The sequence below is a fragment of the Altericroceibacterium spongiae genome, assembly GCF_003610805.1.
GTDB lineage: Bacteria > Pseudomonadota > Alphaproteobacteria > Sphingomonadales > Sphingomonadaceae > Altericroceibacterium > Altericroceibacterium spongiae.
On sequence record NZ_RAPF01000001.1, the window covers coordinates 328,530 to 351,661 of the forward strand.

25 protein-coding genes, 4 tRNA genes and 1 pseudogene are annotated in these 23,132 nt (G+C 57.9%); 23 read left to right on the forward strand and 7 right to left on the reverse strand.

The features are described from left to right. Nucleotides 1-352: 352 nt before the first annotated feature. Nucleotides 353-739 (forward strand): annotated as a pseudogene (locus D6851_RS01495) (transposase); the annotation flags it as partial. Nucleotides 740-790: 51 nt separating this feature from the next. Further along, nucleotides 791-967 (forward strand): hypothetical protein, encoded by a 177-nt coding sequence (locus D6851_RS17650; protein WP_183029942.1) that lies wholly within the window; start codon nucleotides 791-793, stop codon nucleotides 965-967. 394 nt (nucleotides 968-1,361) lie between these two features. On the opposite strand, the gene D6851_RS01500 is transcribed toward D6851_RS17650, so the two are convergent. Then, nucleotides 1,362-1,438, reverse strand: a tRNA-Pro gene (locus D6851_RS01500). A gap of 195 nt (nucleotides 1,439-1,633) precedes the next feature. Here D6851_RS01500 and D6851_RS01505 point away from each other — a divergent pair. From D6851_RS01505 to D6851_RS01535, 7 genes are all read left to right on the forward strand, one after another. After that, entirely contained in the window at nucleotides 1,634-2,608 is a 975-nt protein-coding gene (locus tag D6851_RS01505; protein WP_147395401.1) for a thymidylate synthase, read from the forward strand. Between the two features lie 129 nt (nucleotides 2,609-2,737). Beyond that, nucleotides 2,738-4,018, forward strand: a complete 1,281-nt coding sequence (locus tag D6851_RS01510; RefSeq protein ID WP_120323094.1) for a 3-methyl-2-oxobutanoate dehydrogenase (2-methylpropanoyl-transferring) subunit alpha — start codon at nucleotides 2,738-2,740, stop codon at nucleotides 4,016-4,018. Further along, a complete protein-coding gene (locus tag D6851_RS01515) occupies nucleotides 4,015-5,073 on the forward strand; it encodes an alpha-ketoacid dehydrogenase subunit beta (RefSeq protein ID WP_120323482.1) in 1,059 nt (352 codons plus the stop codon). The genes D6851_RS01510 and D6851_RS01515 overlap by 4 nt, the downstream gene beginning before the upstream one ends. 4 nt (nucleotides 5,074-5,077) lie before the next feature. Then, complete coding sequence (locus D6851_RS01520) at nucleotides 5,078-6,472, forward strand: dihydrolipoamide acetyltransferase family protein (RefSeq protein WP_120323095.1); 1,395 nt, start codon at nucleotides 5,078-5,080, stop codon at nucleotides 6,470-6,472. Between the two features lie 235 nt (nucleotides 6,473-6,707). Further along, nucleotides 6,708-6,784: transfer RNA gene (locus tag D6851_RS01525), tRNA-Asp, on the forward strand. Between the two features lie 85 nt (nucleotides 6,785-6,869). After that, nucleotides 6,870-6,946, forward strand: a tRNA-Asp gene (locus tag D6851_RS01530). A 107-nt stretch (nucleotides 6,947-7,053) separates the two neighbouring features. Continuing rightward, a complete protein-coding gene (locus D6851_RS01535; protein ID WP_120323096.1) occupies nucleotides 7,054-7,383 on the forward strand; it encodes a hypothetical protein in 330 nt (109 codons plus the stop codon). A 63-nt stretch (nucleotides 7,384-7,446) separates the two neighbouring features. Here D6851_RS01535 and D6851_RS01540 read toward each other — a convergent pair whose 3' ends face one another. The 4 genes from D6851_RS01540 to D6851_RS01555 form a co-directional block, all read right to left on the reverse strand. Continuing rightward, complete coding sequence (locus tag D6851_RS01540) at nucleotides 7,447-7,659, reverse strand: DUF2842 domain-containing protein (RefSeq protein WP_120323097.1); 213 nt, start codon at nucleotides 7,657-7,659, stop codon at nucleotides 7,447-7,449. Then, nucleotides 7,659-8,243, reverse strand: a complete 585-nt coding sequence (locus tag D6851_RS01545; protein ID WP_120323098.1) for a 5-formyltetrahydrofolate cyclo-ligase — start codon at nucleotides 8,241-8,243, stop codon at nucleotides 7,659-7,661. Before D6851_RS01545 ends, D6851_RS01540 begins: the two co-directional genes overlap by 1 nt. Before the next feature lie 240 nt (nucleotides 8,244-8,483). Beyond that, nucleotides 8,484-8,831 (reverse strand): cell division protein ZapA, encoded by a 348-nt coding sequence (locus tag D6851_RS01550; RefSeq protein ID WP_120323099.1) that lies wholly within the window; start codon nucleotides 8,829-8,831, stop codon nucleotides 8,484-8,486. Next, a complete protein-coding gene (locus D6851_RS01555) occupies nucleotides 8,828-9,031 on the reverse strand; it encodes a hypothetical protein (RefSeq protein WP_120323100.1) in 204 nt (67 codons plus the stop codon). Before D6851_RS01555 ends, D6851_RS01550 begins: the two co-directional genes overlap by 4 nt. Before the next feature lie 212 nt (nucleotides 9,032-9,243). On the opposite strand from D6851_RS01555, the gene tkt reads away from it, so the two are divergent. The 5 genes from tkt to D6851_RS01580 are packed head-to-tail and all read left to right on the forward strand — an operon-like array spanning nucleotide 9,244 to nucleotide 14,866. Then, nucleotides 9,244-11,232, forward strand: a complete 1,989-nt coding sequence (tkt, locus tag D6851_RS01560) for a transketolase (protein ID WP_120323101.1) — start codon at nucleotides 9,244-9,246, stop codon at nucleotides 11,230-11,232. A gap of 15 nt (nucleotides 11,233-11,247) precedes the next feature. After that, nucleotides 11,248-12,255 (forward strand): type I glyceraldehyde-3-phosphate dehydrogenase, encoded by a 1,008-nt coding sequence (gene gap, locus D6851_RS01565; protein WP_120323102.1) that lies wholly within the window; start codon nucleotides 11,248-11,250, stop codon nucleotides 12,253-12,255. 17 nt (nucleotides 12,256-12,272) lie between these two features. Then, the gene (locus tag D6851_RS01570) at nucleotides 12,273-12,728 is read left to right on the forward strand and encodes an MOSC domain-containing protein (RefSeq protein ID WP_120323103.1); all 456 of its coding nucleotides are present in this window, start codon (nucleotides 12,273-12,275) and stop codon (nucleotides 12,726-12,728) included. Beyond that, on the forward strand, nucleotides 12,725-13,924 hold the full coding sequence (locus D6851_RS01575; RefSeq protein ID WP_120323104.1) for a phosphoglycerate kinase: 1,200 nt from the start codon (nucleotides 12,725-12,727) through the stop codon (nucleotides 13,922-13,924). The genes D6851_RS01570 and D6851_RS01575 overlap by 4 nt, the downstream gene beginning before the upstream one ends. A 42-nt stretch (nucleotides 13,925-13,966) precedes the next feature. Beyond that, nucleotides 13,967-14,866, forward strand: a complete 900-nt coding sequence (locus D6851_RS01580; RefSeq protein WP_120323105.1) for a fructose bisphosphate aldolase — start codon at nucleotides 13,967-13,969, stop codon at nucleotides 14,864-14,866. A gap of 78 nt (nucleotides 14,867-14,944) precedes the next feature. Here the strand turns inward: D6851_RS01580 and D6851_RS01585 are convergent, their stop codons facing one another. After that, nucleotides 14,945-15,373, reverse strand: a complete 429-nt coding sequence (locus D6851_RS01585) for a hypothetical protein (RefSeq protein ID WP_147395402.1) — start codon at nucleotides 15,371-15,373, stop codon at nucleotides 14,945-14,947. Between the two features lie 74 nt (nucleotides 15,374-15,447). Between D6851_RS01585 and thiE the strand changes: the two genes are divergently transcribed. Beyond that, a complete protein-coding gene (gene thiE / locus D6851_RS01590; RefSeq protein WP_238473886.1) occupies nucleotides 15,448-16,056 on the forward strand; it encodes a thiamine phosphate synthase in 609 nt (202 codons plus the stop codon). Between the two features lie 67 nt (nucleotides 16,057-16,123). Beyond that, nucleotides 16,124-16,837, forward strand: a complete 714-nt coding sequence (locus D6851_RS01595) for a M23 family metallopeptidase (protein ID WP_120323108.1) — start codon at nucleotides 16,124-16,126, stop codon at nucleotides 16,835-16,837. A gap of 19 nt (nucleotides 16,838-16,856) precedes the next feature. On the opposite strand, the gene D6851_RS01600 is transcribed toward D6851_RS01595, so the two are convergent. Beyond that, nucleotides 16,857-17,237 (reverse strand): elongation factor P, encoded by a 381-nt coding sequence (locus D6851_RS01600; RefSeq protein ID WP_120323109.1) that lies wholly within the window; start codon nucleotides 17,235-17,237, stop codon nucleotides 16,857-16,859. A gap of 159 nt (nucleotides 17,238-17,396) precedes the next feature. Between D6851_RS01600 and efp the strand changes: the two genes are divergently transcribed. The 7 genes from efp to D6851_RS01635 all read left to right on the forward strand — a co-directional run bounded on the left by efp (nucleotide 17,397) and on the right by D6851_RS01635 (nucleotide 23,102). Continuing rightward, nucleotides 17,397-17,960 carry an elongation factor P gene (efp, locus tag D6851_RS01605; protein WP_120323110.1) on the forward strand — a complete coding sequence of 188 codons (564 nt, stop codon included), beginning with the start codon at nucleotides 17,397-17,399 and terminating at the stop codon, nucleotides 17,958-17,960. A gap of 2 nt (nucleotides 17,961-17,962) precedes the next feature. After that, nucleotides 17,963-18,358 carry a hypothetical protein gene (locus tag D6851_RS01610; RefSeq protein ID WP_120323111.1) on the forward strand — a complete coding sequence of 132 codons (396 nt, stop codon included), beginning with the start codon at nucleotides 17,963-17,965 and terminating at the stop codon, nucleotides 18,356-18,358. Nucleotides 18,359-18,384: 26 nt separating this feature from the next. Continuing rightward, nucleotides 18,385-19,215: an inositol monophosphatase family protein gene (locus tag D6851_RS01615; protein WP_120323112.1), complete on the forward strand. Its 831-nt coding sequence runs from the start codon at nucleotides 18,385-18,387 to the stop codon at nucleotides 19,213-19,215. A gap of 68 nt (nucleotides 19,216-19,283) precedes the next feature. Further along, nucleotides 19,284-19,368: transfer RNA gene (locus D6851_RS01620), tRNA-Leu, on the forward strand. Between the two features lie 55 nt (nucleotides 19,369-19,423). Next, the gene (locus D6851_RS01625) at nucleotides 19,424-21,211 is read left to right on the forward strand and encodes an SLC13 family permease (RefSeq protein WP_338014719.1); all 1,788 of its coding nucleotides are present in this window, start codon (nucleotides 19,424-19,426) and stop codon (nucleotides 21,209-21,211) included. A 79-nt stretch (nucleotides 21,212-21,290) separates the two neighbouring features. After that, nucleotides 21,291-21,569: a hypothetical protein gene (locus tag D6851_RS01630; RefSeq protein ID WP_120323113.1), complete on the forward strand. Its 279-nt coding sequence runs from the start codon at nucleotides 21,291-21,293 to the stop codon at nucleotides 21,567-21,569. Nucleotides 21,570-21,716: 147 nt separating this feature from the next. Continuing rightward, nucleotides 21,717-23,102, forward strand: a complete 1,386-nt coding sequence (locus tag D6851_RS01635) for a TIGR03013 family XrtA/PEP-CTERM system glycosyltransferase (RefSeq protein WP_120323114.1) — start codon at nucleotides 21,717-21,719, stop codon at nucleotides 23,100-23,102. Nucleotides 23,103-23,132: the final 30 nt, after the last annotated feature.

Below are 23,132 nucleotides of genomic sequence, written 5' to 3' on the forward strand. Positions count from 1 at the left end.
GCTGTTCCATTTAGAGATTTTTGTCGAAAAGTAGTTGATTTTTAATCAAATATATTTAATATTTGTTAGATTTATTGTGCAATTTTAGTTGTGAGTTTCCTGTTTTCATATATATATTACAAGTACTTAGCTACTATATATTCGTGCGATTTTGTTTGAGCGATCTGTTTGCGCGCGGGGCTCAATAAACTCTGTAGGTCGGCTGAATTTGGCGCTACTTTGGCAGAGGTATAATTTTTGTGTTTCCCATATCGGTGATTGCATGATCGGCCTCCGTGCAGCTTCGCTTTTATGGAGGCTGGCGATGGAAGAGGGCTGGCAGGCGGATCTTGAGCGGTGACTCGCGCCGTATCTGGAAGGCCTGGGTAACAAAACGCGGCGCCGGATGTGCCCAGCCTATATCGTATATCGTAGGCCTGAAGGACGCCGGTGATCGATTGCAAGAGCATCCAGCCCATGGTCGCCCGCTCGAATGCGATCTCTTATGACCGGCTTCATCATTTCATTGGGGTGGGTCTGTGGGACTGCGTCCCGCTGGAAGCGACCTTGTGGAAGAAGGCGGACGAATTGGCTGGCGGTGACGGAGCCTGGTTGATCATCGGCGATACCGCTCTGTCCAAGAAGGGCAAGGCTTCGGTTGGCATTCCCCTTCCCATACGCCACAGCGCTGAACAAAAATGCGAACTGTCAGACACTGATGTCGGTGACGCTGGCCTTAGGCGAAGTTCCCTTCATGCTGTGAGCTAGCGGCTGATGCTGCGTGCACGGACGAGGCGGGTGCCCTACCTATTTGCAGGAATACCGCATCAAGCCCGAAATTGCGATTTCAGCACCTGTGCTGATGAAGGAGGTCGGCATGGATGGCTCTTTCAATGGATTTGCGCACTCGGATCTTGGCAGCGGTGGATATGCGGCCACTCTGGACCTGACGTGGGATCGTGTGGATTTCACTACGCTGGCAAATTGATTTTACGCCTGAGGGCCATGTGCGAACGGTAAAGCGCCGACTGTGGTTGCAGTGGGAGAAACGCTGCTGGCTGCACTTCAGGAGGCATATGCTGGACGGACCAGCAATTAGGTGATTGAGCGCGGGGCAGCCCGTAAAATCTGTGAAGAAAGCGTTTCACGCAGTGTCGCAAAGGAGTGCTGTCTATGCGACACCTTACACACTGTGCACAGGTGCGGTTTGGGCTGCGGAAGTGGGCGTAAAAATGTCAGAATTGGCGCAAATAATAGTTCGGATCATCTGCGTGCGGTGGCTGAAGCAATCGAATTACGTGCCTTAGGTTCAATATGAACCTCGGAGTGCTGTAGCTTGACCAACAATTGTCGTATAAATGGCTAAATTCAAGGGAACTTAGTGGTCGGGGAGAGAGGATTCGAACCTCCGGCCCCTGCCTCCCGAAGACAGTGCTCTACCAGGCTGAGCTACTCCCCGACCGGTGCTGCCGCCCGACCCGAAAGTCATGGCGGCGCGAGGCAGGTGGGCCCTATAGGAGGGGCTTCGCGCTCTGGCAAGCACCCTTTTGCAGCAGATGGGAAGATTGTGGATAAGAAGCGCGCCAATGGCGTGTTTTGGCTACTTTTTTGGCAGAAGCGAAGTCTGTTCAAACACTCTTCCGCAGGATTTCCCATGGTCAGTGCAGCATCGACTCCTGAAAATCATCGGTCCGCGCCTGATCATTTTGAATGGCAATACCTCGATCTGATGCAACGAATCCGGGAAAACGGAAGTGAACGGCGGGACCGGACCGGAGTGGGAACACGCTCGCTTTTTGGGGCGATGATGCGGTTCGATCTGTCGGACGGACGGATGCCGCTGATTACGACTAAGCGGGTCTATTGGAAAACCGCCACGCGGGAAATGCTGTGGTTTCTGACAGGCGATACGAATATCCGGGTTTTGCTGGAGCAGGGAGTGCGGATCTGGAGCGACTGGCCGCTGGCGCATTACCGGGAAGTGACGGGTCTGGAGATTTCTCAGGATGCGTTTGAACGACGCATTGTGGAGGATACGGCTTTTGCTGCGAAATGGGGCGATCTGGGGCCGGTTTATGGCAAGCAGTGGGTGGACTGGCCAAGTTTCGAACCGGTCGATGAGTCGTCTGGAGAAGGGCTGTTCCGGCGCGGAAACGGTATCAATCAGGTTGCGCAAGTTGTTGAAAGTTTAAAGAATAATCCCGGAAGCCGGCGCCATATTATCGAGGGCTGGAATGTCGCCGAGCTGGAGCGGATGGCGCTGCCGCCCTGCCACAAGACCTATCAGTTCCATGTTGCCGAAGGACGTCTCAACGGGCTGCTTTATCAACGCTCCTGCGATGTCGCTCTGGGGCTTCCTTTCAATTTGTGGTCAGCGGCTCTGTTGCAAAGGATGCTGGCGCAGCAGACCGGGCTGGAACCGGGCGAATTCGTGTGGATGGGCGGCGATGTGCATCTCTATCTCAACCACGAAGCGCTTGTGAAAGAACAGCTTTCCCGGGAACCGGCGGGCATTCCACGGCTTGAGATAAAGAGACAGCCAGAGTCGATTTTCGACTATCGGATCGAGGATTTCGAAGTGACCGGTTATGAGCCTAAGGGGGCCATAAAGGCCCCTATCGCGGTCTGACAGGAGCCGAACAGAGCCATAAAGCGGCCGAACAGAACCTTACCATCCGAATAATTGACTGTTTCGCTAAAGAGCAATAATATGTCTTTCTAATAAAGATATATTCCATAGCGAGCGGGAGAGACTCGAATGGCGAAGGAAGGCCACGGAGCCGGGAGCAATCGTCCGCGATTGTCTCTTCACGTGCCCGAACCGAAAGGCAGGCCGGGCGATCCGGCCAATTTTTCCGATCTCAAAATCCCGGAGGCCGGTGCGCAGCCGCGGCCCGACGAGCATTGCGCCCCGAAAGAGACCTTTCCGCTCTGCGACGATCTGATCCGCGTGCTGGGTGACGATAATTTTGCGCACGGCCTATGGGACCCGCAGCTCCACCCTGACAAGCTCCGCGCAATCCTGCGCGATATGGCGCTGGTGCGGGCCTTCGACGACCGGCTTTATCGCAGCCAACGTCAGGGCAAGACCAGCTTCTATATGAAATGTATCGGGGAGGAAGCAACCTCGGTAGCGGCGACACATGCGCTCGATTTCGAGGATATGACATTCCCTTCCTATCGCCAGCAGGGCATTTTGATTGCGCGCGGCTACCCGCTGGTCGAAATGGTCAATCAGATCTATTCGAACCGCGCCGATAAGCTGAAAGGGCGCCAGCTTCCGATCCTTTATTCGAGCCGCGAATACGGTTTCTTCACCGTGTCGGGCAATCTGACGACGCAGGTGCCGCAGGCGGTGGGCTGGGCGATGGCCAGTGCCATTCGCAATGACAGCCGTATTTCGGCGAGCTGGACGGGTGAGGGCTCAACGGCGGAAGGCGATTTCCATTCTGCTATGACTTTCGCCACCGTCTATAATGCGCCGACGATCTTCAACATCGTCAACAATCAATGGGCGATTTCGAGCTTCTCGGGCTTTGCCGGAAGCGAACGGGCGACATTTGCCGCACGCGCCATCGGCTATGGCGTGGCGGGGTTGCGCGTCGATGGCAACGATCCGCTGGCGGTTTATGCGGCCGAACGCTGGGCGGCGGACCGGGCGCGCAGCAATCACGGCCCCACGCTGATCGAATTCTTCACCTATCGCGCCGAAGGCCATTCCACTTCGGACGACCCATCTGCCTATCGTTCCGCGCAGGAGCGCGAGGAATGGCCGCTGGGCGATCCGGTCATGCGGTTGAAAGACCATCTTATCGCGATTGGCGAATGGTCCGAAGAGCAGCAGGAAGCGATGGATAAAGAGCTGGCCGAACAGGTCCGCATGGCGACGAAGGAAGCCGAAAAGAACGGGATTCTGGGCCATGGCCTGCATCACCCCTTCCACACCATGTTCGAAGATGTGTTCGAAGAACTGCCGTGGAATCTGAAAGAACAGAGCGAAGCGGCTCTGCGCGAGAGGAAGCTGAAATGGCCGGAATGATCCATGAAGAAGACGATCCGGTAAGTCTGGCCGATGCGCCCACCCGGCGGCTCAATATGATCGAAGCGATCAACGATGCGCTCGACATCATGCTGGCGCGTGATCCCGATGTGGTGATTATGGGCCAGGATGTCGGTTATTTCGGAGGTGTCTTTCGGGCCACTGCCGGTTTGCAGGAGAAGCATGGCAAGACCCGTGTGTTCGATACGCCGATCACCGAATGCGGCATTATCGGCGCGGCTGTGGGGATGGGCGCTTACGGGTTACGCCCGGTGCCCGAAATCCAGTTCGCCGACTATATATATCCCGGTCTCGATCAACTGGTGAGCGAAGCGGCAAGACTGCGCTATCGTTCGGCAGGAGAGTTTATTTCCCCGATGACCGTGCGCACACCCTTTGGCGGTGGTATTTTCGGCGGGCAGACGCATAGTCAGAGCCCGGAAGCGCTCTTCGCCCATGTTTCGGGGCTGAAAACGGTGGTGCCTTCCACGCCCTACGATGCCAAAGGGCTGCTGATTGCGGCAATCGAAGATAACGATCCGGTGATCTTCTTCGAGCCCAAGCGGATCTATAACGGCCCGTTTGACGGGTATTATGACCGGCCCAGTAAGCCGTGGAAGGCCCACGACGCTTCCGAAGTGCCTGAAGGCTATTACACTATCCCGCTCGGCAAGGCACGCATGGTCCGTGAAGGCGAGACGCTGACCGTGCTGGCCTATGGCACGATGGTACATGTGGTGGAATCGGTCTGCCGGGAAAAGGGCGTCGATGCCGAAGTGCTCGATCTGCGCACGCTGGTGCCGCTCGACATAGAGGCTGTGGAAAAATCTGTGAAGAAGACGGGGAAATGTCTCGTCGTGCATGAGGCGACCCGCACAGCCGGTTTCGGAGCGGAGCTTTCGGCGCTGGTGCAGGAGCGATGCTTCTATCATCTCGAAGCCCCGGTCCAGCGTGTGACCGGTTTCGACACACCCTATCCGCATAGTCTCGAATGGGCCTTCTTTCCCGGCCCGATCCGCATCGGCGAGGCAATCGATATGTTGTTGAGCGAGTAAGCCCATGGCCCGATTTACATTCAACCTGCCCGATATTGGCGAAGGCATTGCCGAGGCTGAAATTGTCGCCTGGCATGTGAAAGTGGGCGACATGGTGGAGGAAGACGGCCGCCTTGCCGATATGATGACCGATAAGGCCACGGTGGAGATGGAAAGCCCGGTGGCTGGCCGAATTCTCGAAGTGGCGGGGGACGCGGGCGATGTGGTCGCCATCGGTTCTCCGCTGGTGGTGATCGAAGTGGAAGGCGCCGTGCCCGAAGATGTGGCGGAGGCGAATGCCGAGACGGCGGAAGAGGCCGCACCGGCTCCGATGCCGAAAGATCCCGAAATGGAACAACGGATCGAGGCTGAAGCACCTGAACTTTCCAATGTCAGGGATGCCGTGGACGCTGCCGGGCAGACAGAACCGGCACCAGAGCCTGCTTCCGCGCCTGTGCCAAAGCCGGCACCTGCTCCGAAACCGGTTCCGAAAAGTGCCAGTCCGGCTCATCGTCCGGCTCCCAGCGCACCCGTTGCCAGTTCGCGCAAAGTGCAGGCCAGCCCGGCTGTGCGCCAGCGGGCGAAGGATCTGGGGATCGACCTCGCTGATATCCGCCCCGCTCAGGACGGGCGGATCCGCCATGGCGATCTCGATGCCTTTATCTCTTACGGCGATAGCGAGGGCTATGCGCCGGTTGGCGGCGGGACACGAGACGACGATGTGGTGCGGGTGATCGGTATGCGGCGGCGCATTGCCGAGAATATGGCTGCATCGAAGCGGAATATCCCGCATTTCTCCTATGTCGAGGAATGCGATGTCACCGATTTCGAAAAGCTGCGCAGCGATCTGAACGGCGATCGGGGGGAGCGCCCCAAACTGACCATGCTGCCGTTGCTCATCGCCGCTATCTGCCGGGTGTTGCCCGATTATCCGATGATAAATGCCCGCTATGACGATGAGGCCAACACCGTTACGCGCCATGGCGAAGTGCATATGGGCATGGCCGTGCAAACCGACGCCGGGCTGATGGTGCCGGTGATCCGTAATGCCGAAAGCCGCAATCTGTGGCAGCTTGCCAAGGATATTGCGCGACTGGCCGATGCAGCGCGTAATGGCACGGCCCGGTCCGAAGAATTATCCGGTTCGACTATGACGATCACTTCGCTCGGGCCGCTGGGCGGTGTGGCGAGCACACCGGTTATCAATCGGCCCGAAGTGGCGATTATTGGCCCCAACCGGATCGTGGAGCGGCCCATGTTCATGCCTGACGGGATCGGCGGGGAACGGATTGAAAAGCGCAAGCTGATGAACCTGTCGATTTCCTGCGATCACCGGGTGGTCGATGGTTATGATGCGGCGAGCTTTGTGCAGGCTGTCAAACGGCTGATCGAAACCCCGGCGCTGATTCTGGCGCGCTGAGGAGAGGGCGTTCATCACCGCAGACGCGCCTGCCGGGGCGCCAGGGTTTTGGTGCCCGGGTTTGGTGACAGTTTCGGACAGGGGAAGAAAAGGCACAAACCCACGTAATTGCACGAGTCCGGCCGGTACTGTGGATAGTTTTTCAGAGAAAATGTCACTTTGCATTTCTGCGCCGTTGACAGCTTCTCTTTGCTGACATAGAGGCGCTGCACCCAAGCGGACAACACGCTATTCAGCGGGTGTAGCTCAGTTGGTTAGAGCGCCGGCCTGTCACGCCGGAGGTCGCGGGTTCGAGTCCCGTCACTCGCGCCACTTGGGGATCGAGCAATCGATCAGGGGGAGCCGGTTCCCAGGTCCGGTTTTTCCCGATTGCCCGAATTTAGCGCAAACACCTTAAGCGGGTGTAGCTCAGTTGGTTAGAGCGCCGGCCTGTCACGCCGGAGGTCGCGGGTTCGAGTCCCGTCACTCGCGCCACTTGGGATCAGATAAAGCAAGTGAAAGCGGCGCCCCTGAGGCGCCGTTTTTCGTATGTTCATACGTAGTGTGACACAAGTCTCTTCAGGATGTTGAAGAGGTTTCCGATGACGCGTTATTGTCTGTTACTGGCCAGTACTCTGACCCTTGCCGCCTGTTCCGCCAATACCGGGCTGGAGCAATCGGTGACCGATATGGGTGGCAAATGCGACGCGGTCATGACCTATGATATCGACTTCGATCGTTTCGATGAAACCGCGCAGCAGATCGCTCATGGAACGGGCTGTCATATCACCGCAGACCTTGCCGATCTGGGGGCGGTGGAACCGCAACCCGTCAAGGGCGTGATGACCCCGCGCGCCGCACTGGCCGAAGCGATCAAGGGAACACGGATTGCGGTTGTCGAGCAGAAACCCGATGAAATTGTCGTGAAGTGAAGGCTGGTATTGTGCCGGCATCGCGCCGGCATCGCGTCGGTTCAGGGCCGGGCGGGCGCTATATTACCCCCAGCGCCCGGTCTCCATCCAGATAAGGAAGCGCCGCAGGGGCAGCAGCCAGGCGATACCCAGCACGATATAGACCACGGTCTGCACCAGAACGGGCAGGGCTCCGATCCAGGGGGACAGCATCATCACTGCCAGCGCATAGATTGTCAGGAAGGCCAGCAGACCCAGAATCCCGAGCGGAATGCGCAGGGTCGGCTTCCGGCGCATCAAAAAGGCCCGTAAAGCCGGGTCGGGGTGATGATGGCGCGGAGCGGCCGGTCATGCGGCTCGGTCGGCAACTGGTCCACTTTCTGCACATCCCAGGCCATGCCGATGGCGATCGTATCGGGATGGTTTTCCAGCCAGCGGTCGTAATGTCCGGCGCCCTGTCCCATCCGGTCGCCATCCTCGGTAAAGCCGACCAGCGGAACCATCAGCACTTGCGGGGTAACCTGTTCGGCATCGGCCAGAGGCTGTTCGCCGAAGGGGCCGCTTTCGAGGTAGTCTTCAATATGCGGATTATCCCAGAGGCGAAATTCCATCGGCGCCATCGCATCGGCGAAATAGGGCAGGGCAATGCTGTAGCCATTCTCGAAAAACCAGGAGGCATAGCGCGATGTGGGCGCTTCTCCGGGGATCGAATGATACAGCCCGATCGTCGCGCCGATCGGCAGCAGATCGACGATCGCGGCCGGCGGGCGGTTGAAGACGAGACCCTGCATGGCCGGTGGCAGCGCTGCGGCATGGTCGATACGCCGGGCACGCAATTCGCGCCGGAGCTGTTTCTTTTCCTCGATCACCTTGTCGCCCATCGCCGTTGCCCTCCTTTTCGGCCAGCGGCGCATAGAGCGCCGTTTTGTCGGGGTGACGGGACCACCATGGGTCGTTTGCCGGGAAATCCTCTGACGCCTCAACGTCAGGTGGGCGCCGTAAATGCATCAGGCCGCAGGACGAACCTACCAGCCCGGGCAGGGACAGCTCCCTTGGATTGCTTATAGCCTCAGGGATATTCTCTAACAGCTCGTACCGGGCAGTACCCGTCGCATTCCTATCTAGGCGATCGGTTCGGCTTCCTCAAGATGGCTTGCAGCGCTTTCCAGTCTTTGGGCCAGCTTTTCCAGAGCTTCGGCAATCTCCGCTTCCAGTTGGGGCGGCATATCCGCAGCGGGCGGTGCAGGCTGCGTTTCCGCCTCGGCGAGGCGTTTATGCAGTTCCTGCACCTGATCGGCGAGAATAAGCGACGCATAGAGGAAGGCGCGCGCCTCGGACTGGCCTGAAATCGCCACCTGTGACAGCGCTTCGTCGATCAGCAGGCCGAGCTTGCGGATATGGCCTTCCTGCCCCGGTGCACAGGCGATCCGCTGCGGACGGCCACCGATTGTCAGCTCGATATTGCTCACTTTTCGAGGCCTTCTATCAACCGGTCGAGATCGCCGAGCGTTGACGCGACATCCGACCGCAAGGTTTCATATTTCTCTGCCAGAACCGAATCCTGCGACGGTGCACCGGCTATCCCGGAACGATTATGCGCAGCGTTCTCCAGCCGGGCAGCGGCCTGGTCGATGCGGGCAAGAGCCTGTGTGATGCGCTGTGTGGTCATTGGTCCCTTAAATATGGAAAAGAGTCAGTTCGGGCAAAGGCTTGGCCATCAAAGCTGTTAACATATGTTGAATAGAGGGTGATATGCTGTCTGACAGCGCAATCAGTCGGGTGGGCTGCTTGACGTATCGAAGTGGGTCCGCAAGAGAGGCGACGCGCCGATTCGCCACCCAGAAAACCTCGTAACCCGGCGCCACGCAGGAGCCTACATTCATGAGCCTTGATCCCGCCCGCCTCGCGCCCATGGCCAACGCCATTCGAGCGCTGGCGATGGATGCGGTGCAGGCCGCTAATTCCGGTCATCCCGGCATGCCGATGGGCATGGCCGACGTCGCCACCGTTCTCTGGTCCAAATATCTCAAATTCGATCCTGCCGCGCCGCATTGGCCGGATCGTGACCGTTTCGTGCTGTCTGCCGGTCACGGCTCGATGCTAATTTATGCATTGCTGCATCTGTCGGGTTACGAAAAGCCGACCATGGATGACATCCGCAATTTCCGTCAGCTCGGCAGCCCTTGCGCCGGCCATCCGGAAAATTTCATGCTCGATGCTGTCGAATGCACCACCGGCCCGCTGGGGCAGGGGCTGGCGATGGCGGTCGGCATGGCGATTGCGGAACGCCACCTCAACGCCGAATTCGGCAGCGAACTGGTCGACCACCATACCTGGGTGATTGCCGGGGACGGCTGCCTGATGGAAGGTATCAATCACGAAGCGATCGGCCTCGCCGGACATCTCAAGCTCGGCCATATGATCGTGCTGTGGGACGATAACCGGATCACGATCGATGGCAGCACCGATCTGTCCACCAGCGAAGATATCAAGACGCGTTACGAAGCGACCGGCTGGCATGTGGTGAGCTGTGACGGGCATGACCCGGCTGATATCGAACGCGCTATCGATGAAGCGGTAGCCGATAGCCGCCCCTCGCTGGTGGCCTGCCGCACGATTATTGGCAAGGGCTCACCCAATAAGCAGGGCACCTCGGCCACGCATGGTGCAGCGCTTGGCGACGATGAAGTCGCTGCGGCACGTAAGGAACTGGGCTGGACAGCCGCACCTTTCGAAATTCCCGAGGATATTCTCGCTGACTGGCGCGCCACGGGTGAAAAGGGCCGTCTGGCACATGCCGCCTGGCAGGAACGTCTCGCCGGCGATGCTCGTGGCGCCGATTTCACCGCACGCATGACCGGCGATCTGCCCGCGCTCGCCAACTGGGCGGATTACAAGAACGGCCTTGCCAGTGAACAGCCCAAGGTAGCCAGCCGCAAGGCCAGCGAAAATGCCTTGCAGGTTCTGACTGCTGATGTTCCCGCGATGGTGGGCGGCTCGGCCGACCTGACCGGTTCGAACAACACCAAGGCCAAGGCGACCACGCCACTGAGCGCGGAGGATTATTCCGGTCGCTACATCTATTACGGCATTCGCGAATTCGGCATGTCGGCTGCGATGAACGGCATGGCGCTGCATGGCGGTGTGATCCCCTATGGCGGGACCTTCATGGTCTTTTCCGATTATTGCCGCCCGGCCATTCGTCTGTCCGCCTTGCAGGAAATCCGTGTCGTTTATGTGATGACGCATGATTCCATCGGGCTGGGTGAAGATGGTCCGACCCATCAGCCGGTCGAGCATCTTCAGTCTTTGCGCGCGATGCCCAACCTGCTGGTTTTTCGTCCGGCCGATGCGCTGGAAACGGCAGAAGCGTGGGAAATCGCGCTGCGCGAAACGAGCCGCCCCTCGCTTTTGGCTCTTTCCCGTCAGGGGCTGCCCGCCATTCGCGACGATGCAAGCGAAAATCTTTCTGCCAAGGGCGCCTATCGCGTCAAATCCGCATCCGCCGGTCGCAAGGTCATCCTGCTGGCCACCGGGTCGGAAGTGTCGCTCGCTCTCGAAGTGGCGGCGGTACTGGAAGAACAGGGCATTGGCAGCGATGTGGTTTCCATGCCATGTACTGAATTGTTCGATGAACAGGATGCAGATTACCGCGCTGATATTCTGGGCGATAATTCGTCCGACGCGATTTTGCGTGTATCCATCGAAGCGGGCACGACATTTGGCTGGGAACGCTACACCATGACTCATGGCCTTAATATCGGGCTCGATCGTTTCGGAGCCTCGGCGCCGGCAGGCGACCTGTTCAAGCGCTTTGGTTTCACCGTGGACGCGATCGTTCCGCAAATTCTCGAAAAATTAGGACGTTAAGAGGAGTTTGTTACAATGACGACGAAGGTTTCGATCAACGGTTTCGGTCGTATTGGGCGTCTTGTGGCGCGTGCTATCCTCGAACGTGACGATCACGATCTGGAACTGGTGGCGATTAATGACCTCGCCGATGCGAAAGAAAATGCACTCCTTTTCCAGTATGACTCCACTCATGGCCGCTTCCCTGGCGAAGTGACTGCCGATGCCAGCTCTATTACCGTAAACGGCAAGACCATTGCTGTGACCTCGGAGCGTAATCCGGGCGATCTGCCGCATAAGGAAATGGGTATCGACATCGTGCTCGAATGCACGGGTTTCTTCCAGTCCAAGGAAGCCTGCCAGCCGCATCTCGATGCCGGTGCAAAGCGCGTACTGATTTCCGCGCCGGGCAAGGGGGCTGATCGCACAGTCGTGTTCGGCGTGAACCACAAGGATCTGACAGCGGAAGACATCGTCGTTTCCAATGCCAGCTGCACCACCAACTGCCTTGCGCCTGTGGCCAAGGTTCTCAACGACACATTCGGTATCGAACGTGGTATGATGACCACGATCCATAGCTATACCAATGACCAGCGCATGCTCGACCAGATGCATAAGGATATGCGCCGGGCCCGCGGCGGTGCGCAAAATATCATTCCGACCACCACCGGCGCTGCCCGTGCGGTTGGTCTGGTTCTGCCCGAACTCAACGGCAAGCTGGACGGCAGCTCGGTTCGCGTGCCGACACCGAATGTCAGCCTTGTGGATCTCACTTTCGTTCCTGCGAAGGAAACCTCTGTCGAGGCTATCAATGCTGCGCTCAAGGCGGCTGCCGACGGGCCTATGAAGGGTGTGCTCGATTATACCGATCAGCCGCTGGTTAGCTCGGATTTCAACCATTATCCGGCCAGTTCGACGGTAGACAGCCTTGAGACCGCCGTAATGGAAGGAAAGCTTGGCCGGGTTGTTTCCTGGTACGACAATGAATGGGGCTTCTCCAACCGGATGATCGACACAGCCGGAGTGATGGCTGGCCTGCTTTAAGGCGCGGGAGGCAGCCGATGCACGGCAGCCTTCAGGGAATTGCGCGGCATTCTGAGCCGCGCGGCGAAATCGAGGTGCTTTCGAGCGCCTCGATCTCTCCCGAAACCGGAATTTCAGGGGATTTTCGCGGTGGCCTCAAACCGGGGCGCAATCGCCGCCAGGTCTCTCTTATCAGAGCGGAAGACTGGCGCAGCGCCACCGGAGAGCTGGGTGTTTCTCTTCCCTGGTGGAAGCGCCGCGCCAATCTTCTCGTTGAAAATCTCGACATACCGAGAATGGAGGGTGTGCTGATCCGGATCGGCCCTTCCTGTCTTCTCGAAGTGACCATGGAATGTGACCCATGCGCGCGCATGGATGAAATCGCCGCCGGCCTGCAGGCTGCGCTGGCGCCCGGCTGGCGTGGCGGTTTCCTCACCCGCGTGCTTGAAGGCGGGCCTGTCGCGCTGGGCGATGCAATAAGGATCGAAGCATGAGTGAATTTCGCAAGCTGGACGATATCGCAGACGTCAAAGGCAAGGTTGTGCTGTTGCGCGTCGATCTCAACCTGCCGATGCGGGATGGGGCGGTGACCGATCTGACCCGGGCGCAGGCAGTTGCACCGACTATTCTGGAGCTGGCCGATGACGGCGCCAAAGTGCTGCTGCTTGCCCATTTTGGGCGCCCTAAAGGGGAACGCAATCCCGATATGTCGCTGAGTCTCGTTCAGGGTGCGGTGCAGGATGTGCTGGGCCGGGAAGTGATGTTCGTGTCCGAAGTCTATGGCGATGTGGTGCGCGATGCCATTGCCAAACTGCCTGATGGCGGCATAGCCCTGCTCGAAAACACCCGGTTCTGGAAGGGTGAAGAAGCCAATGATCCGCAATTCGCCAAGGCGATGGCGGAAAATGCCGATCTTTACGTGAATGACGCTTTCTCGGCTGCTCATCGGGCTCATGCGAGCACGGAAGGGCTGGCCCATCTGCTTCCGGCCTATGCCGGGCGCGCAATGCAGAAAGAGCTCGAAGCGCTCGAAAAAGCTCTGGGTAATCCTGAAAAGCCGGTGGCCGCTGTGGTCGGCGGCGCGAAAGTTTCGACCAAGCTTGCCGTGCTCGAACATCTTGTCAGCCGGGTCGATCACCTTATTATCGGTGGCGGCATGGCCAATACGTTCCTTGCGGCGCGCGGTGTCGATGTCGGTAAATCGCTCTGCGAACATGAACTGACCGGCACGGTTGAAAAGATTATGGACGCTGCCGACGAAGCCGGTTGCACCGTTCATCTGCCTTACGATGTCGTGGTGGCGAAGGAATTTGCCGAAAACCCGGCCAGCCTGCGCATCTGCAATGTTCATGAAGTGGCCGATGATGAAATGATTCTCGATATCGGCCCGCAGGCCGTGGAGGCACTGGGCGATGTACTCAAGACCTGTCGCACACTGGTCTGGAACGGTCCGCTGGGCGCTTTCGAAACTGCACCTTTCGATGAAGCGACGGTGACGCTGGCCAAAACGGCAGCGGCGCTGACCAAGGAAGGATCGCTGATCTCGGTAGCCGGGGGTGGCGATACGGTGTCCGCACTCAATCATGCTGGCGCAGCAGGTAATTTTTCCTATATTTCAACGGCAGGGGGGGCTTTCCTCGAATGGATGGAAGGCAAGGACCTGCCGGGCGTCGTCGCATTGAAAAAATAAAAACAGATAGCTCCAACCGCCAAATCAAGGGTGACTGATCCGATGAATGACCAGGACATGACCATAAAGATTGCCGAGGGTGACGGTTTTATTGCCGCGCTGGACCAGAGCGGTGGCTCGACGCCCAAGGCATTGCGGGCCTACGGCGTGGCCGATGATGAATGGAATGGCGAAGAGGAAATGTTCGCCAAAATCCATGAAATGCGCAGTCGTATCATCACCGCGCCCAGCTTTAATGGCGACCGTGTGATCGGTGCTATCCTGTTCGAAAGAACAATGGATGGCATGGCCGACGGCAAACCCGTTCCGACTCTGTTGAAGGAACGCGGTGTCGTGCCTTTCCTCAAGGTCGATAAAGGGCTGGAAGACGAGGCCGATGGCGTTCAGATGATGAAGCCGATCCCCGGCCTCGATGCGCTTGTTGCCCGGGCGAAGGATCTGGGTGTGTTCGGCACCAAGATGCGCTCGGTTATCAATTCGGCATCGCCCAAGGGCATCGCCGCTATTGTCGAGCAGCAATTCGAAGTCGGTAAACAGATTCTTGCCGGTGGCCTGATGCCGATCCTCGAACCTGAATATTCGATAAAGGCGGAAGACCGTGCCGAGGGTGAAGTCATTCTGCGCGATGAAATTCTCAAGCAGCTCGAAGGGCTTCCCGATGGCCAGCAAGTGATGCTGAAGCTGTCGATTCCAGCCGTTCCCAACAATTACAAGGCGCTGGTCGATCACCCCAAAGTGTTGCGCGTTGTGGCCTTGTCGGGCGGTTACACCCGCGATGAGGCATGTGACGAACTGGCGAAGAATGACGGTATGATCGCCAGCTTCTCGCGCGCATTACTTGAAGAATTGCGTGCGCAGATGAGCGACGATGAATTCGATGCCGCTCTGGCCGAAGCCATTGCCGCTATCTACACAGCTTCAACGCAAAAGGTTACTGCCTGACGCCTGACAGTAGCCGTCTTTAACGCCGATAGCGTGACAAGCCCTCTCCGGAAACGGGGAGGGCTTTTTGCTACCCGTTCAGATGCCGCCGGCGAAAGTGAAGCCGAAGCGATAATCCTGGGGTGCGGGAGGCTGACTGGACACCCTGACGGGCGTGACGCTGACCAGTTCAAGCGTTCCATCGGCGACCTGTCGGCGATGAGCGCCATTCCGTTCCGGCCATGCGAATTCACGAAACTCGCTGCCCGATCCGAGATCGATCCGTACTTTTAGCCTTACCTGCCCCGCCTGAATGCACTGAACATCCTTCGGGCAGCGGCTGTCTTCCAGCACTTCGAGCGGTGTCACCTGCGGGCCGTCGACATAGACCGTTTCGCCGATCCGGGCATAGGCCGTGCCGGGATGGTCCGAGGGGCCGGCAGGAGCGGAAGCGGGACCGGTTGCAGTGCAGGCGGTGAGCATCAGGACAGTGGCCGCAGCACTCGGGAAAAGGGGTAATCTGGTCATCCGGCGCATTTAGGCGAGGATCTGCGACAATGCCATCTTGGCGCGGCGCTCCCTTCGGGATAAAGACGCGCGCCATGTCCGATTGCCAACTCTATCTGATTTCGCCCCTCGATGTGACCGGTGACTTTCCGCAGCGGCTTGAAAGAGCACTCGATGCCGGGCCGGTCGCGGCCTTTCAGTTTCGCGTGAAGGATGTCGACCAGCATGAAGCGGCCCGGCTTGCAGAGCCGCTTCAGACGATTTGTGCTGCGAGAGACGTGGCTTTCATCGTCAACGATTCGATTGCGCTGGCGAAACGCCTGGGCGCAGACGGTGTCCATCTGGGGCAGGGCGATGGCGAAGTGGCCGAAGCGCGCGACATGCTGGGGCGCGATGCGCAGATCGGCGTTACTTGCCATGCGAGTCGCCATCTGGCGATGGAGGCAGGAGAGCAAGGTGCAGATTATGTCGCCTTCGGTTCCTTCTTTCCGAGCGAAACCAAAGCCAGCGAGCACCGCCCCGAGCCTGAATTGCTGAACTGGTGGCAGGGGCTGTTCGAAATCCCCTGCGTGGCGATCGGCGGTATTACACCGGAAAACTGCACTCCGCTGGTGGAAGCTGGCGCGGATTTCCTCGCCGTCAGCAGCGCTGTGTGGAAAGGTGACGAAGCCGAAGCTGTACGCAGTTTCGCCAGGGTGCTGTAAGCGCGCTTTGCGCATGGTGGATATAAGGGGGCTGGCTCATGAGGCAGCGTGTCTATAGTCTGCCGATATGGCACTGCATTTTTCCGATCGGCTTCTGACCATCGTCGTGACCGCCACGCTGACCTCGGCAGTATGGATCGTGGTTGGCAGTTTCTCGCTGGTCGGGCAAGACGAGGCGGATGACCGGGCTTCCGCCGCTGCGCGGAGATCGGGGGACGAAAGTCCGGGAGTGGAATCGCTGGCTGGTTCGGCGGGGCCCTTATCTTCGGCATCCGGCGGGCAGAGCGATACGGTTTCCCATGCCGACGAGATCACAGAGCCGGTTAGCGGCGAAATGCGCAACCTGATGATTCCGGTGCTCAATGTCCGTCCGGCCGATCTGGTCGATAATTTTTCGGATGAAAACACGCCTGACAAGAGATTGCACGAAGCGATCGATATTATGGCGAGTGAAGGCACATCAGTCGTATCCACCGCGCCCGGCCGGATCGAACGGCTGTTCCATTCGCAGGCAGCAGGTAATTCGATCTATGTCCGTTCGGAGGATCGGAAAACGATCTATTATTATGCCCATTTAGCCGAATTTGCGCCCGGCCTGCAGGAAGGGCAGAGGATCAGGCGGGGGCAGCGTCTCGGGACGGTCGGATCGAGCGGTAATGCCGATCCCGATGCACCGCATCTTCACTTCGCTATTTTCCGGACTTCTCCAGATGCCATGTGGTGGGAGCCGGGGACGGCACTTAATCCCTATTCGCTGCTGACCGACCGCAGCACAGGTTAATCCTTGCTTCGTTCTCCCCCTAAAGCGGCCTGTCGCTGGTCAGATGAACGCAGCGTAACGGTCCGGGCGTGCCGTCGTTTTTGAGCTTGCGGACGATTCGCGCGGATCTGAGGTGATAGCGCTGCCCTTTTTTGGGCCCGCTGGTCATCAGAATTTGTTTGCCGCGTCGCAGATAGGTTCCGATTTTCCCTTCTGCCCCCTGATAGCGGGACGCGCTGAGAATGATGAAATTCTCTTCTTCCTGCTTTATTGTAAAAGTTCCGGCCACATCGCCGGGCAACTCACAATGCCACTTGCCACGCGGCAGAGTGCCCAGCTTTTCGGCGAATGCCGTCCCTGGAAGCGACAGCACAGCGAAGGCCAGAATCACGGAAAAGGAAGTCAGGGCAGGGTGGAACATGATGTCTCCTGGGGACAGGCGGAGGCAGAATGCGCAACAGACTGAATGGAGGCGCCGCCTAACACTGTCCAACCGAATGTACCAGCCCGCTTGCTCCGATGGCGCGGAACGGCTAGGGCGCGCCTTCATCCCGATAAGATCTGTAAAGAGCGGTATCCCATGAAGATCAGTGGTGTGGACATTCGTCCCGGCAATATCCTGGAATATGAAGGCGGCATCTGGAAAGTTGCCAAGATCCAGCATACCCAGCCCGGCAAGGGCGGGGCCTATATGCAGGTTGAAATGAAGAACCTCGTCGATGGCCGCAAGACCAATACCCGGTTTCGCAGTGCCGACACGGTTGAGAAGGTTCGCCTCGATACGAAGGATTTCCAGTATCTCTATGAAGATGACGATAAGCTCGTCTTCATGGACAAGGATACCTATGAGCAGATCATGCTCGATGCCGATCTGCTCGGTGATGCCAAGGCATTCCTGACCGACGGCATGGATGTGACGCTGGAACTGTATGACGAAAAGCCAATCTCCGTGCAGCTTCCCGAACAGGTGGAAGCCATGATTGTCGAAGCGGATGCGGTGGTAAAAGGCCAGACGGCCAGCTCCAGCTACAAACCGGCAGTGCTTGAAAATGGCGTTCGTGTCATGGTCCCGCCGCATATTGAAAGTGGCACGCGGATCGTTGTGGATGTCTATGCACGCGAATATGTGAAAAAGGCAGACTGATTATGCGTAACCCCGCCAAGCTCCTCCCTGCGTCTCTCGCTCTGGCCATGCTTTCCATGAGCGCGGCTCCGGCCCTTGCACAGGATGAAGGCGCTCAGGCCGGGGCAGGCGATACGGCGCAGCCCGGAGACAGTCCGGAAGATGTTCGCCGTGGCGCTGTCATCCTGCGTGCATTCAATCAGGTTCTCAATTCAGAGGACACACCGCAGGAGGTGCGGGCGCAGCTTTTGTCATGCCTGTATAATAACAGCCTGCGCAATGTGAGCGTGGCGGCCGGTAAGGTGGTTGCCGAGCAGGAACAGCTTGCCGACGATAACCCGCAGCATGTATTCATCGCTGCCTCAGCAGTGTGCGGCGTTCAGCCGGCACAGGAAGGCGAAGCGGACGAAAGCCGCTGACGCTCATTCAAGGATAGAACACGGTAATGGCACTTTCCGGCCTCATTCGAGTGATGGAGCGCGCTGCGCGCAAAGCGGGCGGGCGGCTGCGTCGCGATTTCGGCGAAGTCGAACATTTGCAGGTCAGCCGCAAAGGCCCGTCGGACTTCGTGTCCAAGGCGGATCGTGCGGCTGAGCGAACGATTTATGACGAATTGCTGCAGGCCCGGCCCGATTGGGGCTTCGTGCTGGAAGAAGCTGGTGAGATCGAAGGCGATCCTGCCAAGCCGCGCTGGATCGTCGATCCGCTCGATGGCACCAGTAATTTTCTGCACGGTATTCCGCATTTCGCGATCTCCATCGCGGTGCAGGAACCGAAGCTGGATGGCAGCGGCTGGGGCGATGTTATTGCCGGGGCGGTTTATCAGCCTTTGACCGATGAAACCTTCTGGGCCGAGAAAAGCCGTGGTGCCTGGCTGCACGATGCGCGGCTGCGTGTGTCCGGTCGCCGCACTCTCTCCGAAGCGCTGATCGCCACCGGTACCCCGTTTCAGGGCCATGGCGACTTCGGTGAATGGACGCGCATTTTCAGCGCAATCGGCCCGCAGGTCGCAGGTATTCGCCGTTATGGTGCCGCGTCGCTCGATCTTGCCTGGCTGGCTGCCGGGCGCTTCGACGGTTTCTGGGAAAGCGATCTGTCGCCCTGGGATACAGCGGCCGGTTGTCTGCTCGTTCGCGAGGCTGGTGGTTTCGTGAGCGATTATCGTGGCCGCTCGCTGCCAATTTGCGACAAGCAGGTCGTCGCCGGTAACGATCCCCTGCATTCCCGCTTGCACAAATTGCTGGTGGGTGCTCTGAAGGGGCCTGAAGTTAAGTAAACTTTTTTCCACCGTTCTTACTGCTTGAAGTAAGATAAGAGCTCGGCTAATCGGCCGTTCGTGTGAGGGCCCCTGTGGCGGAATTGGTAGACGCGCTCGACTCAAAATCGAGTTTCTTCGGAAGTGCCCGTTCGAGTCGGGCCAGGGGCACCACCGCAATTTTGTCATTCCCGGTATCGAGGCCTGAAGGCTGATGGAGATGCCCGGAATGCCATCCTTCCACGCCATGGCGGCTATGGCTTTGACAACGGCCATGTTCATTGCTTTCGCGCGTGGACGATTATCGACCGAGATTGTCTCTCTGCTGACCATCGCCGTGATTGCGGTGGGGCTGTATTTCTTCCCGCTCCCTCACACAAAGCCGACAGACGGGCTTCAGCTCGCTTTTTCGGGCTTTGGGCATTATGCACTCATCACGATTTGCGCTTTGATGATTATGGGGCGCGGGCTTGTGGTGACGGGGGCGCTCGATCCCGCATCGCGCTTTCTTGAAAGAATCTGGAAAGTCCACAGCTCCTTCGGTCTGCTCATGTCGCTGGGCATCGCTTCTTTTCTGTCGATGATCGTCAATGACACGCCGATTCTGGTGCTGTTGCTGCCTATTTTTGTCAGCCTTGCCGCGCGTGGCGCGATGCCCGCCTCGAAAACACTGATTCCGCTGAATGCCGCTGTGCTGATCGGCGGTATGGCAACGACGATAGGCACGTCGACCAATCTTCTGGTGGTATCCATTGCGCGCGATCTGGGTATGCCGCAGATGAATGTGTTTCATTTCACGCCTATCGTGCTGGCGGCGGGCCTTGTGGCCTTTCCCTATCTGTGGCTTGTCATGCCGCGCTTGCTGCCCGATAACAGCACTGCGGAGCGCCAGAAACCACGGCGCTTCACAACCCGTTTGCGTGTGCCGGCAGGTAGTGAGCTGGTTGGTAAGACCTATAAAGAGGTCATGAAATTACTGCCGGGTGATTTCAGTATCGACGATAAAACCGACGGACCGTTCGAAGCCGGTCAAAGGCTCAATATTTCGGGCACGCATGAATCGCTCGAAGAAGCGCTGCGTTTGCTGAAAGGGCAGGTGGCACCAGGCTGGATTGTCGATCGGATCCGCCGCAATGCCTCGCGTGAGAGTGAGGATGTGCAGGTTCTGGAAATGGTGGTGACGGCGGACTCTCGTCTCATCAACCGAACGCTTTCCACTTCGGGTATTGCCGATCTCTATGGCGTTGCAGTGCTTGGTATTCATAAGCCTGAACGCTTGCTGCAATTCGACCGGGACCAGCAGACCGGCGACATTCGCATTGCGGAAGGGGATGTGTTGCTGGTTATGGGGCTGCCCGGCAGTCTGCAGGAATTCGCCCAGACGGACAGTCTGCTTCAGCTCGAAGGCGGCAAAGTGATGCCGCGCCGCTCCAAGGCGGTACTGGCCGCCGCTATCATGTTCGGATCGGTTGGTCTGGCTTCTGTCGGTCTATTGCCTATTGCGATTGCTGCACTGGGCGGCGCCATTCTGATGTTTGCGACCGGCTGCGTGAAGTTCGACCGGGTCGGTCGGGCCTTGTCTGCCAAGGTCATCGTGCTGGTGGCGGCCAGTATTGCGATTGGCAGGGTCATTCTTGAAAGCGGGGCTGCCGCATGGCTGGCTGAAGCCCTGGCAGGCGGCTTGCAATATATGCCGCCTGCGGCCGTACTCGCTGCGATCATGCTTTTCGTGACATTGCTGACCAACTTCGCGTCAAATGCCACGGCGGCCACGGTAGGCACACCTATTGCGTTCAATATCGCCAATCAGCTTGGCCTGCCGCAGGAGCCGCTGATTCTTGCTGTGCTGTTCGGTTGTAATTTGTGTTATGCCACGCCGATCGCTTATCAGACCAATATGCTGATTATGGCTGAAGGCGGGTATAGTTTCGGCGATTATCTGCGCACCGGTCTGCCGCTGGTATTGATTATGGTGGCGACGCTTTCGGGTTTGCTGGTGCTGACTTACGGCATGTAACGGGCGGGCTGACCGCAGACTTTTCGGAACCCTTCAGAGCGGACGACAGTTTAAGTCCCCGATCTGAAAGGAGTATTCTATGAGCGAAGAACGTATCACGGAAGTCGAAGCGCCTGATGGTAAAACCCATACGCATACGACAGTTATCACCGATAAACCGCGATCAGGCGGCTCATGGGTTGTCATTGCACTGGCTCTGCTCGTGGTGGCTGTCATCGGCATATGGGCGGTGTCGAGCCTTGGCGGTGCGGAAGTGGCCAAGGACAACGCCATAGCCGAAGCCGCCGATGAGGTGGGCAATGCTGCCGGGCAGGTAGGTGATGCTGCGCAAAATGCCGCTAATAAACTCGGCGACTGAGCGCCTGATGCAATAATACCGAACTCACCGGCAAAGGCGGGCGGCCCCTTTGCCGGTGAGTGCCCGATGTAAATTTACCGAGATTTCATTTATCGGTTATAGGCCATGACCTGTCTCGGGTGAATTCACCGACATCAACGGGGAAGCATGGTCCGCCTTTTTAAACATTATGTGCCGCGAGCGGTTTTGTTTCTCGGCGTGGTTGATTTTGTTCTGCTTCTTGCAGCTAACGATATTGCCTGGCAGGTGAGAGCGTCACAGATCGGGATCGATCTCAGCCCCATGCTTGATCGGGTCGGGGCTATCAGTGCATTCGCCGTTGTTGTGATGCTGGCGATGGTCTCAGTCGGTGTTTACGGGCCGGATGCTCTGCGTTCGCTGCGCTATGCTGCTGCACGATTACTGATTGCGGTCAGCCTCGCCGTTCTCTCACTCGCTTTTATCGATTTTATCATTCCCAGTGAGACATTCTGGCGTTCCACGCTTTTGTATGCGATGGGCATCACGATCATTCTTCTTATGATCAACCGTTTGATTCTCGGTAAAATTCTTGGGAATTCTGCCTTCCGCCGCCGGGTCCTTGTGCTCGGTGCCGGAGCACGAGCGGAGCGGTTGAATGCAATCGCGAAACGACTGGAAAGCGGTTTCGTGATAGTCGGATTTGTCGGCATGGGCGAAGAAGGAGAAGTGATCGCGGGAAAACGGAATCGTGCCGATATCCCCGACCTGTCTGCCTATGTCCGCGAACTTGAAGCAAGCGAAGTGGTGCTTGCCTTGCAAGAGCGGCGCAATGCTCTGCCGTTGCAGGACCTTCTGCGCATCAAGACGGAAGGCGTATACGTGACCGAGTTTTCAAGTTTCGTCGAACGCGAAACCGGCCGTGTCGATCTCGAAACGGTCAATCCGAGCTGGTTGATTTTTTCCGACGGTTTTTCCTCCGGGCACAGGCTTTCCAAAGCCATCAAGCGCGTGTTCGATATTGTAGTGAGCAGTGTACTGTTGCTGCTGACTTTCCCCATTATCCTGCTTTTTGCCGTCCTCGTTAAGATCGACAGCAAAGGGCCCGCCTTTTATCGCCAGCAGCGTGTGGGGCTGTATGGTCAGCCATTCGACGTCATCAAATTGCGCTCCATGCGCATCGATGCGGAAAGAGACGGTGCCAAATGGGCGGAAAAGAACGATCCGCGCGTGACAAGGATCGGACGCTTCATTCGCATGGTGAGAATTGATGAATTGCCGCAGACATGGAGCGTTCTGAAAGGCGATATGAGCTTCGTCGGGCCGCGCCCCGAACGCCGACAATTTGTGGACGAACTTGAACTGCATCTGCGTTATTATGCTGAGCGGCATATGGTAAAACCCGGCATTACGGGGTGGGCCCAGATCAATTATCCCTATGGAGCTTCAATCGAAGATGCGCGGCAAAAGCTGGAATATGATCTCTATTATGCCAAGAATTATACGCCCTTTCTGGATCTGCTGATCATTCTGCAAACCTTGCGCGTGATATTATGGCCCGAAGGGGCGCGTTGATGCGCATGCACCGCGCCTCGGATGATCTTC

Excerpts from the sequence above, each read along its gene's own strand:
- D6851_RS01540 (WP_120323097.1), bottom strand. The coding sequence starts at position 7,659 with ATGCGCCGGAAGCCGACCCTGCGCATTCCGCTCGGGATTCTGGGTCTG.
- D6851_RS01600 (WP_120323109.1), bottom strand. The coding sequence starts at position 17,237 with ATGTTCCACCCTGCCCTGACTTCCTTTTCCGTGATTCTGGCCTTCGCT.
- D6851_RS01575 (WP_120323104.1), top strand. The coding sequence starts at position 12,725 with ATGAGTGAATTTCGCAAGCTGGACGATATCGCAGACGTCAAAGGCAAG.
- D6851_RS01625 (WP_338014719.1), top strand. The coding sequence starts at position 19,424 with ATGCCATCCTTCCACGCCATGGCGGCTATGGCTTTGACAACGGCCATG.
- D6851_RS01515 (WP_120323482.1), top strand. The coding sequence starts at position 4,015 with ATGATCCATGAAGAAGACGATCCGGTAAGTCTGGCCGATGCGCCCACC.
- D6851_RS01535 (WP_120323096.1), top strand. The coding sequence starts at position 7,054 with ATGACGCGTTATTGTCTGTTACTGGCCAGTACTCTGACCCTTGCCGCC.
- D6851_RS01595 (WP_120323108.1), top strand. The coding sequence starts at position 16,124 with ATGGCACTGCATTTTTCCGATCGGCTTCTGACCATCGTCGTGACCGCC.
- D6851_RS01615 (WP_120323112.1), top strand. The coding sequence starts at position 18,385 with ATGGCACTTTCCGGCCTCATTCGAGTGATGGAGCGCGCTGCGCGCAAA.
- tkt (WP_120323101.1), top strand. The coding sequence starts at position 9,244 with ATGAGCCTTGATCCCGCCCGCCTCGCGCCCATGGCCAACGCCATTCGA.
- D6851_RS01520 (WP_120323095.1), top strand. The coding sequence starts at position 5,078 with ATGGCCCGATTTACATTCAACCTGCCCGATATTGGCGAAGGCATTGCC.
- D6851_RS01635 (WP_120323114.1), top strand. The coding sequence starts at position 21,717 with ATGGTCCGCCTTTTTAAACATTATGTGCCGCGAGCGGTTTTGTTTCTC.
- D6851_RS01510 (WP_120323094.1), top strand. The coding sequence starts at position 2,738 with ATGGCGAAGGAAGGCCACGGAGCCGGGAGCAATCGTCCGCGATTGTCT.
- D6851_RS01630 (WP_120323113.1), top strand. The coding sequence starts at position 21,291 with ATGAGCGAAGAACGTATCACGGAAGTCGAAGCGCCTGATGGTAAAACC.
- D6851_RS01580 (WP_120323105.1), top strand. The coding sequence starts at position 13,967 with ATGAATGACCAGGACATGACCATAAAGATTGCCGAGGGTGACGGTTTT.
- D6851_RS01585 (WP_147395402.1), bottom strand. The coding sequence starts at position 15,373 with ATGACCAGATTACCCCTTTTCCCGAGTGCTGCGGCCACTGTCCTGATG.
- thiE (WP_238473886.1), top strand. The coding sequence starts at position 15,448 with ATGTCCGATTGCCAACTCTATCTGATTTCGCCCCTCGATGTGACCGGT.
- D6851_RS01505 (WP_147395401.1), top strand. The coding sequence starts at position 1,634 with ATGGTCAGTGCAGCATCGACTCCTGAAAATCATCGGTCCGCGCCTGAT.
- gap (WP_120323102.1), top strand. The coding sequence starts at position 11,248 with ATGACGACGAAGGTTTCGATCAACGGTTTCGGTCGTATTGGGCGTCTT.
- D6851_RS01570 (WP_120323103.1), top strand. The coding sequence starts at position 12,273 with ATGCACGGCAGCCTTCAGGGAATTGCGCGGCATTCTGAGCCGCGCGGC.
- efp (WP_120323110.1), top strand. The coding sequence starts at position 17,397 with ATGAAGATCAGTGGTGTGGACATTCGTCCCGGCAATATCCTGGAATAT.
- D6851_RS01610 (WP_120323111.1), top strand. The coding sequence starts at position 17,963 with ATGCGTAACCCCGCCAAGCTCCTCCCTGCGTCTCTCGCTCTGGCCATG.
- D6851_RS01545 (WP_120323098.1), bottom strand. The coding sequence starts at position 8,243 with ATGGGCGACAAGGTGATCGAGGAAAAGAAACAGCTCCGGCGCGAATTG.
- D6851_RS01555 (WP_120323100.1), bottom strand. The coding sequence starts at position 9,031 with ATGACCACACAGCGCATCACACAGGCTCTTGCCCGCATCGACCAGGCC.